Origin of the sequence: Jatrophihabitans sp. (assembly GCF_051960575.1) — a bacterium.
Classification (GTDB): domain Bacteria; phylum Actinomycetota; class Actinomycetes; order Mycobacteriales; family Jatrophihabitantaceae; genus JBQCEE01.
The window spans coordinates 1-7,434 of record NZ_JBQCEE010000102.1; the positions used below are offsets into that span (position 1 = coordinate 1).

At 70.9% G+C, this 7,434-nt stretch carries 9 protein-coding genes; 3 read left to right on the forward strand and 6 right to left on the reverse strand.

All coding sequences use genetic code 11. The annotated features are described in order from the left end of the window. A partial coding sequence (locus ACTHMS_RS05365; RefSeq protein WP_440305642.1) for an IMP dehydrogenase occupies positions 1 to 506 on the reverse strand: 506 nt, incomplete at its 3' end. 55 nt (positions 507 to 561) lie between these two features. On the opposite strand from ACTHMS_RS05365, the gene ACTHMS_RS05370 reads away from it, so the two are divergent. Both ACTHMS_RS05370 and ACTHMS_RS05375 read left to right on the forward strand, forming a co-directional pair. Beyond that, a complete protein-coding gene (locus ACTHMS_RS05370; RefSeq protein WP_440305643.1) occupies positions 562 to 1,026 on the forward strand; it encodes a phosphatase domain-containing protein in 465 nt (154 codons plus the stop codon). A gap of 189 nt (positions 1,027 to 1,215) precedes the next feature. Beyond that, positions 1,216 to 1,467 carry a DUF5999 family protein gene (locus ACTHMS_RS05375; protein ID WP_440305644.1) on the forward strand — a complete coding sequence of 84 codons (252 nt, stop codon included), beginning with the start codon at positions 1,216 to 1,218 and terminating at the stop codon, positions 1,465 to 1,467. A gap of 9 nt (positions 1,468 to 1,476) precedes the next feature. Here the strand turns inward: ACTHMS_RS05375 and ACTHMS_RS05380 are convergent, their stop codons facing one another. Genes ACTHMS_RS05380 through ACTHMS_RS05395 form a run of 4 tightly spaced genes read right to left on the reverse strand, consistent with a single transcriptional unit; the run spans position 1,477 to position 5,499 of the window. Next, entirely contained in the window at positions 1,477 to 2,238 is a 762-nt protein-coding gene (locus tag ACTHMS_RS05380; RefSeq protein ID WP_440305645.1) for a ZIP family metal transporter, read from the reverse strand. A 51-nt stretch (positions 2,239 to 2,289) separates the two neighbouring features. Further along, entirely contained in the window at positions 2,290 to 3,270 is a 981-nt protein-coding gene (locus ACTHMS_RS05385; protein WP_440305646.1) for a crotonase/enoyl-CoA hydratase family protein, read from the reverse strand. Beyond that, positions 3,267 to 4,904 (reverse strand): acyl-CoA dehydrogenase family protein, encoded by a 1,638-nt coding sequence (locus ACTHMS_RS05390; protein ID WP_440305647.1) that lies wholly within the window; start codon positions 4,902 to 4,904, stop codon positions 3,267 to 3,269. The genes ACTHMS_RS05385 and ACTHMS_RS05390 overlap by 4 nt, the downstream gene beginning before the upstream one ends. After that, the gene (locus tag ACTHMS_RS05395) at positions 4,882 to 5,499 is read right to left on the reverse strand and encodes a TetR/AcrR family transcriptional regulator (protein ID WP_440305648.1); all 618 of its coding nucleotides are present in this window, start codon (positions 5,497 to 5,499) and stop codon (positions 4,882 to 4,884) included. The genes ACTHMS_RS05390 and ACTHMS_RS05395 overlap by 23 nt, the downstream gene beginning before the upstream one ends. Before the next feature lie 194 nt (positions 5,500 to 5,693). On the opposite strand from ACTHMS_RS05395, the gene ACTHMS_RS05400 reads away from it, so the two are divergent. Next, entirely contained in the window at positions 5,694 to 6,065 is a 372-nt protein-coding gene (locus ACTHMS_RS05400) for a hypothetical protein (RefSeq protein ID WP_440305649.1), read from the forward strand. Positions 6,066 to 6,119: 54 nt separating this feature from the next. Here the strand turns inward: ACTHMS_RS05400 and ACTHMS_RS05405 are convergent, their stop codons facing one another. Then, on the reverse strand, positions 6,120 to 7,298 hold the full coding sequence (locus tag ACTHMS_RS05405) for a metallophosphoesterase family protein (RefSeq protein ID WP_440305650.1): 1,179 nt from the start codon (positions 7,296 to 7,298) through the stop codon (positions 6,120 to 6,122). Between the last annotated feature and the right edge of the window lie 136 nt (positions 7,299 to 7,434).

Below are 7,434 nucleotides of genomic sequence, written 5' to 3' on the forward strand. Positions count from 1 at the left end.
AAGGCGGTGCGCGGCTCGATCGGCTCGGTGAGGACGTTGGGGTCGGCCGTCATCACCCGGTGCAGCTGCGCGAAGCGATCGGCGCCGACACAGTCGGCCTCGGTCACGATGCCGACCGGGCGCCGGCCGTCGACCACGACGACCGCGCCGTGCGCGCGCTTCGGCAGCAGGGCCAGCGCATCGCCGACGGTGTCGGTCGGACGCAGCGTCAGCGCGGTGTCGACGACGAGGTGACGCCGCTTCACCCACTCGACGACCTCGCGCACGACCGGGTACGGGATGTCCTGCGGCAGGACGGTGAGCCCGCCGCGCCGCGCGACCGTCTCGGCCATCCGCCGGCCGGCGACGGCGGTCATGTTCGCGACGACGATCGGCAGGGTCGCGCCGGAGCCGTCGACGGTGGTGAGGTCGACGTCGAAGCGGGAGGCGATCTCCGAGCGCGCCGGCACCATGAAGACGTCGTCGTAGGTGAGGTCGTACACGGGGGTCGGGCCGAGGAATCGCACGACTCACCAGGGTAGTCGCCAGCGGCGCCGACGACCCTTCTCTACTGTCGGACGGGTGCTGGCCGTGTTCGACATCGACGGGGTCGTCGCCGACGTGCGCCACCGGCTGCACCACCTCGAGGGACGCCGCTCGTACCCCGCCTTCTTCCGCGCCGCCGGCCGCGACGCCCTGCTCGAGCCTGGTGCGCGGCTGGTGCGCGAGCTGGCGGACCGGCACGAGATCGTCTGGTTGACCGGCCGCCCCGAATGGCTGCGCGACGTCACGGCCGACTGGCTCGCCGCGCACGGTCTGCCCGGCACCGAGCTGCACCTGCGCCCCGGGAACGACTACCGCCCGGCGCCCCAGTACAAGCTCGGCGTGCTGCGACGGCTGGCGTCCCGCGGCGTGGCCGCCGTCGTCGACGACGACGAACAGGTGGTGGCGGCGGCGACCGCGGCCGGGTTCCCGGCGATCCTCGCCGACTGGGTGCCGCGCGGCGGCACGCTGCGGAAGGCGCAGGACGAGGAGGGTCGGACCTGACCCTGTTTGTCTCGGGTCCGAACGAATCCGGTCACGGATCGGTAACTTTTCACAGTCACCACACGTCAGCTAGGGTGGGTCTGTCAGGATTTGTCCTGAGACACACCAAATGCGATCACTGGACAACCGCCGACCGATGCGGACACTGGTGATCGGCTCACATCACCGCAAGCGATTGCAGGACTGGACATGATGAACACCGCTTCGGGGGTCACCCCCCTCGAACGTCTGTGCCGGCACACCCCGCCGTGCCCGAACGCCGACGCCGCCGACCGCGACGCCGCCCACGTCATCTCGGCGCACCCCGAGCAGGGCTGGAGCCTGCTGTGCAACGGCGTCGTGGTCTTCGAGGACTTCGGCGAGCTCCTGCCGTCGGGTCAGGCCGTCAAGGCCCGCCGTGAGGCGCTGCTCGGTGCGTCCCTGCACCGCTGCGCCAGCTGAACCACTCCCCTACTGGCTCAGTCCCACGACGAGCCACATGAACGCCGCACCGGCGACGGTGCAGACCAGCGTCAACCGTGACGGATGGCGGGCGTGGGCCTCGGGCAGGATGTCCGAGGTCGCGAGGTACAGCAGCAGTCCCGCGAAGTAGCCGAGGTAGAGCCCGATCGCTCCCTCGGGCACCGGGACGGCCATCCCGATCGCCGCGCCGACGACCGGCGCCAGCGCGTCCAGCCCGAGCAGGGTCATCGCCCGCTTGCGCGCGTTGCCGTAGAGCGACGTGATCGTGAAGGTGTTGAACCCGTCGGCGAAGTCGTGCGCGATGACGGCGATCGCGACCGCGATCCCGATCGCGTTGTTCGCCTGGAACGCGACACCGATGCCGACACCGTCGAGCGTGCTGTGCAGCACGAGCCCGCTGCCCGCGAGCAGCCCGACCTCGGGCAGGTCCTTGTTCGCGACCGCCGCGTGCTCGCGGCCGTGGTGATGGCCGCCGAACTCCTGCTCGTGACCGCGGTGGATCGCGAGCGACCGCTCGACGATGTGGATGGTGAAGAACCCGGCGATGACCATGAGCATCGCCGCCGGCACGCCGAAGACCACGTGCTTGGAGGTGTCGAGCGCCTCGGGCAGCAGGTCGAAGGCGGCGACGCCGAGCAGCACGCCCGCGGCAAGCCCCAGGATGAGATGCAGCTTGTCGCGCGCCCGCATCGCCACCACCCCGCCGGTCATGGTGGAGACGAAGGCGAGCAGGGAGACGAGGACGGCCACATCCGCACTGTAGCGGATATGGGAATCGTTCCCAGTAAGCCGGGGTCGGCGTCAGCCGCGATGGACGGTGCGGCCGGCGTCGCCGAACGGCTCGTCGCGGTCGCGCACGGCCTGGCGGAAGCCCGCCTCCGCGGCACGGGCGACGAAGCCGTGGCCCTCGCGCGTGTGCCGCGCGATGCCGTCGAAGACGGTCGAGACCATCGCGCTGGACGCGACCCCCTGCGCCAGCAGCACCGAGTTCAGCGCCAACTTGGCCATGATCAGCTGGTTCAGCGGCATGCGGGCGATGCGGGCGAGCAGCACCTCGGTGCGCTCGTCCAGGTCGTCGGGCTCGGGCGCCTCGACGGCGAGGCCCCACTCGAACGCCTCGGCGCCGGTGATCGTGTCGCCGGTGAACAGCAGCCGCTTGGCGCGCTGGTCGCCGAGCCGGTGCGCCCACATGCCGGCTGCAGGGATGCCCCAGACGCGCGTCGGCGGGTAGCCGATCTTGGTGTCGGACGCCGCGATGATCTGGTCGGCGTACAGGGCGATGTCCGTGCCGCCGGCCACGCAGAAGCCGTGCAGCTTCGCCACCGTCGGCTTGTTCGCGTGCAGCAGGCTCGCGAAGCCCTTGTTGTAGCGGCTCATCATCGCGTAGTCGACCATCGGGTCCCACACCTGGTGCGGGTCGTGGTTCCGCGCCTGGACGCGGGGGTCGAGCACCGTCCCGTCACGCGGCGGCGACTCGGCGCCGGCCATGTCCTGCTCGGCGAACACACTCAGGTCGTAGCCGCCGCAGAAGCCGGTGCCGCGGCCGCTCACCACGATGACGTGCACGCGCGGGTCGAGGTCGGCGCGCTCCACCGCGTCCGCGAGCTCCACAGGCGTGAAGGGCGTGATCGCGTTCCCGTGCTCGGGGCGGTCGAACGTGATGCGGGCGATGCGGCCGTCGCGCTCGTAGGTGAGCGTGCGGTACTGCGGCGCCCCATCGTCCGGCGCGGGCACGCCGTCGAACAGCGGACCGTCGGTCAGCCCCTCCTGCCAGGCCGTCACGCGACGGGCACGGCGCGCTCGAGGATCGCGGCGGTGTCGACGCCCGGCGGCAGCGTGCCGTAGGCGACGCCCCAGTCGTGGGCGAGCCGCGAGCGCACGAACGCCTCCGCCACTGCCGGCTCGCCGTGCTTGAGCAGCTCGGCACCCTGCAGCAGCAGCGCCATCCGCTCGACCAGGCGGCGTGCGCGGAACTCGAGGTCGTCCAAGTCCGAGAACTCCTTCTGCAGCAGGGCGAGCGCGTCGTCGTAGCGCGCGTCGGTGCCGGCTGCCGTCGACAGCTCGGCGAAGAACGCCTCGACGGCGTCGGGCTCCTTCACCATCGCGCGCAGCGTGTCGAGCGCGGCCACGTTGCCCGAGCCCTCCCAGATCGAGATGAGCGGTGCCTCGCGGTACAGACGCGGCATGCCCGAGTCCTCGATGTAGCCGTTTCCGCCGAGGCATTCGAGCGCCTCGACGGTGTGCGACGCGAGCCGCTTGCAGAGGAAGTACTTCGTGACCGACAGCGCGACCCGGCGGAACAGGGCCTCGGCGGCGTCGCCGCGGCTCGCGCGGTCGACCGCCCCGGCGATGCGCATGACCACCGCGGTCGCGGCCTCCGAGTCGACGGCGAGGTCGGCGAGCACGTTGCGCATCGCCGGCTGGTCGACGAGCGCCTTGCCGAACGCGCGCCGGTGCGTCGCGTGGTGCACCGCCTGCGCTACGCCGAGCCGCATGCCGCCCGCGGCCATGAGCGAGCAGTCGAGCCGGGTCATGTTGACCATCTCGATGATGGTGCGCACGCCGCGTCCCTCGGCACCCACGAGCCAGCCCAGGGCACCGTCGTACTCGACCTCCGACGACGCGTTGCTCTTGTTGCCCAGCTTGTCCTTGAGCCGCTGCAGGAAGAAGGCGTTGCGCGTGCCGTCCGGCAGGATGCGCGGCACCAGGAAGCAGGACAGGCCGTTCGTCGTCTGCGCCAGGGTCAGGAACAGGTCGGACATCGGCGCTGACGTGAACCACTTGTGCCCGGTCAGCGACCAGCTGCCGTCGGCGTTCGGCGTGGCGGTCGTGGTGTTGGCGCGCACGTCCGAGCCGCCCTGCTTCTCGGTCATCGACATGCCGGCGATGAGGCCGGACTTGCTCAGCGGCGCGCGAAGTCCGAAGTCGTAGCTGCGGTTGGTCAGCAGCGGCTCGTAGGCGGCGGCGAGCTCGGGCGTCGTGCGCAGTGCGGGCACGACCGCGTAGGTCATCGAGATCGGGCAGAGGTGCCCCGCGTCGGCGACACCCCAGGCGATGACCTTCGCCGCGCGGGCGACGTGCGAGCCCGGGCGGTCGTCGGCCCACGCGGCGCCGTGCAAGCCGTGCTCGACCGCGGTGCGCATGAGGTCGTGGTACTGCGGCAGGTACTCGACCTCGTCGACTCGGACGCCGTAGCGGTCATGGGTCCTGAGCACCGGCGGGTGCTCGTTCGCCAGCCGTCCGGCCGTCTGCACCGCGTCGCTGTTGCCGAGCCGCGCGAGCCCGCGCACCTCGTCCTCGGCCCAGCCGGCGCCCTCGCGGTGCAGCGCCTCGAGCAGCGCAGGACTGGTCGAGATGTCGAGCCCCGTGATCGGCGGCACCTGGTTGGTGACCTCATGCGTGGATGTCGGCGGCATCTGCAGCTCCTACGGCGCGAAGGGCGAACGTGATCAGGGTGGGCAGCGTGTCGGGCTCGGCCTCGCCGCGGGTCAGCGGGCCGACGAGGGCGTGGTCGATCGCGCCGACGAGCGCGGCGCCGACGACGGCGGCGTTCTGCGGCGGCAACTCCCCCGCGGCGATCCCGTCGTCGAGCACGGCGGCGACGACGTCGCGGAACTCGGCGTGGTACTCGAGACGCAACTTCTCGACGGCGGGTTCCGTGGGCTCGGCGAGCAGGGCGTAGGCGAGCTTGGGCTGCTTCAGGGCGCGCCCGGCGAAGGTTTCGATGACGGCGACCGCGCGGTCGGCGGCCGAGCCAGCCGCCGCGACCGCCTCACGAACGGCGGCGACCTCGCGCTCGACCGTGCGGCGGAACAGCGCACACAGCAGGTCGGACTTGCTCTCGAAGTGGTTGTAGACCGTGCCGGACGCGACACCCGCCTTGGTGGCGACCGCGGTCACCGAGCAGCCGCGCAACCCGTCACGCGCGAGCAACCGGCCGGCCGCCTCGAGGATGCCGAGCCGCTGCGCGTCCAGCCGTGCCTGCACGGTCGGGGTGCGTCGGTAGGCCACGGGAAGCAGTGAACCCGAGTTCAGCGCTTCGGTCAAGCCGTACGCGCTCGCACGTCCGGAGAGTTCGTGGATCTTGTGCACGGCGCGCGCACGACCTGGACGCCCTGCACAAGATCGCCGCTGGTTGCACAACCAATCCGGTGATGCAACTGGGCCCACCGCGCGCCGCGCTCAGGTATGGCCATCGAGCGCCGATGTCACGTCCGACCTCGATCAACGGAAGGATCGCAATGACCGCCTCCATCGACGTCGAGCAGTGGGCCGCCGAACGCTCCATCGCTGAGGGCGTCCGAGCCAGGAAGTGGGCCGGCGCCGTTGAGGTGTTCTGCGCGCTGTACGGCATCGCGAGCGTCATCGCTGGAATCCAGATCGGCACGATCGCCCGCGCGTCCGACTGTTCGACGATCTACGGTGACTACGAATGCGACAGCACCGATCATCCATTCGCGTGGCTCGGCGTCGGCATCGCCTTCGCGGGGCTCTTCACCGTCGCGGTGATCATGATGATTGCGCAGTACATCCGTTGGCGGATCAGTCATGCCGACGCGACGGCAGCCTCGTCCTGATGAATGACGGGCCCGGGCGCAGCGCGCGCCCGGGCCCTCCGGTGTCCGACGGGGTCAGTCGTCGTCGCCGCCTCGGCAGCTCGCGCTGCCGGAGTCGTGGTAGTTCAGCGCGGACGAGCCGAATCCGGCGCCGGCGAGGGCGGGCCGGTAGTCCCAGCTGTAGCCGTTCGAGCCGAGGGTCAGCTTGAGCACGCCGTACGCGCTGTCCTGGCCGGTGACGACGTTCGGGTTGCTGTAGCCGCCGTGCTCGCGGGCGATCGTGTCGAGGGCCTCGCCGCCGCTGCCGACGATGAACTCGGGGATGCCGTTGCGCGGGTCGGCGTGGCCGGCAGGGTCCATCGGTCGCAGCCGGGCGTAGTAGTGCTCGTGACCGTTGAGCACGAGGGTCGCAGGGTGCTGGTAGAGCAGCTTCCACCAGGCGTCGGCGGCGCCGCCCTCGGCGGTGTCGGCGCCCGGGGCGCTCGGGTCGGCCACGTCGGCCGACGAGTCGGCGGCGGTGAAGGTCGGCTGGTGCCAGTACGCGAGGGTGCACTGGCTGTGGTTGGCGCGCAGGTCGGCCGCGAGCCACTGCGTCTCCTGCGCGAGCAGACCCTGGTCGGTCGTCGAGCAGTCGTTGCCGAACGCCGCCGAGTTGCACTCGATGTTCAGCGAGACGATGTGCCACTTGCCGAGGTCGTAGCTGTACCAGCCCTGGCGGGCGTCGGTGTCGTCGCCGGCCTGCCCCTGCGTGTTCGGCGTGCCCGACTGGTCGTGGCCGTTGAAGTAGCCGAAGTAGCCGGTGCCGTTCTGCGCGGCCTCGTTGTCGCCCTTCTTCTTGTACGCGTAGTACTCGTGGTTGCCGGGCGCGGGGTGCTCGAGGAACTTGAGGCCGCCCCAGGCCTGCTCGAACGACTGCTCGAAGTCGCTGAGCTTGCCGACCTCGTACTGCTCGTCGCCGAGCAACGCGACGGCGTCCGGGTGCATCGCGTCGGCCTGACCGGCGGTCGCGTACTCGGCGGCGTAGCCGCCCAGCGACGCGCTGCCGCACTTCAAGGTCGACGGCGTCGCGGCGTTCTCCGCGTCGGCCGGCTCGCAGGCGATGTCGCCGACGGCGGCCAACGTGTACGTGTGGCCGCTCTGTGCCGCGTACGGCCAGTCGTTGCCGTTGTCGCTCGCCGACCCGGCGACCGCGGTCCCCGCGAGGGCGACCACCGCCGTCCCGATCGCGATCGCCGACACGGTGCGAAGTCTCATCCGATGCTCCTAGGTGTCGTGACCCGAGAGGTTGTTGACGGCGTGCCTGCTTGAAATAGGGAGGACCTCCCGGCGGAGTGGATGTGTCTAGGCATGCACTCCAAGGAGGTCCTCTATGGCTCACGCTAATGCCCGT

Coding starts and splice junctions, on each gene's coding strand:
- ACTHMS_RS05375 (WP_440305644.1), top strand. CDS start 1,216: ATGATGAACACCGCTTCGGGGGTCACCCCCCTCGAACGTCTGTGCCGG.
- ACTHMS_RS05390 (WP_440305647.1), bottom strand. CDS start 4,904: ATGCCGCCGACATCCACGCATGAGGTCACCAACCAGGTGCCGCCGATC.
- ACTHMS_RS05400 (WP_440305649.1), top strand. CDS start 5,694: ATGTCACGTCCGACCTCGATCAACGGAAGGATCGCAATGACCGCCTCC.
- ACTHMS_RS05405 (WP_440305650.1), bottom strand. CDS start 7,298: ATGAGACTTCGCACCGTGTCGGCGATCGCGATCGGGACGGCGGTGGTC.